Source organism: Mycobacterium sp. 1165178.9, from assembly GCF_001673555.1.
Taxonomy (GTDB): Bacteria; Actinomycetota; Actinomycetes; order Mycobacteriales; family Mycobacteriaceae; genus Mycobacterium.
This window is the reverse complement of sequence record NZ_LZMB01000321.1, coordinates 1-808: the sequence shown is the minus strand read 5'-3', so window position 1 is coordinate 808 and position 808 is coordinate 1. Positions and strand designations below refer to the sequence as shown.

General features: G+C 66.2%; 1 pseudogene. It reads left to right on the top strand.

What is annotated here, in order from left to right:
• Window positions 1-384: 384 nt before the first annotated feature.
• Window positions 385-808: pseudogene (locus A5652_RS13950) on the top strand (protein kinase); the annotation flags it as partial.

The window sequence follows — 808 nt, the reverse complement described above, 5'->3', positions numbered from 1 at the left end:
GTTGAACCGGAACAGGTAGGTCGTCACCGCTTTTCCAGCTGTCGATGACCGGGTCATAGCCCTCGTGGTTCGGGACGCACGGTGGGCGCCTCGGCGGGTCTGTCGGAGACGCGGACCCTATCACCGGCCGGACGTGCCGATAAAACGGGCGCGTCTACCCAAAGGCCGCCAAGGATCGCCAAGCCCGGCCCACGCAGTGCCGACTCGGAAAACGCCACCTCTCTGATCAATCCGCTGAAAGGCCGCGGGAATACGCCGTCGCCGCCACGGCCCCCGGGTCCACAACACCCCGGTCCTCGCAGCCCATTTGCAGACACGCGCGGACCAACTTCGGCCACGCCGAACACATCTGAGCCGACCCAGGCGATTGCCGAAGCCACGAGCATGACCCAGGCGATCGCCCCGTCGACGGAACCACCGGCTACCGCGCGCCGCGGGCTGGCCGCCGGGGCGGTTGCGTGGATGGGCTCGTCGAAGAAGAAGCGCAACCGCCTAACGGCCCCACTGATCGCCGTGGGAATCGTGGTGGCGGTGCTGGTGCTGGGCATCGGTATCTACGTGTTGCTTACACACGGCAACAAGCATCACAGCTCGTCCCCGAATCAACCGGGCGGCCAACCGGCGCAATGGCGGCCGATCACAAATGCCCGCATCGCGCGCCAAGCGGCGGCCACCACGCAAGCCGACGGCACCATCTGGATCTTCGGCGGAATGGGCAGCAACCGCGCACTCGTCCCGAACCACGAGGGCTATGACCCGGTCATCGACAGCTGGAAAAGCGGTGACGACCTACCTGTTCCGGTTCAAC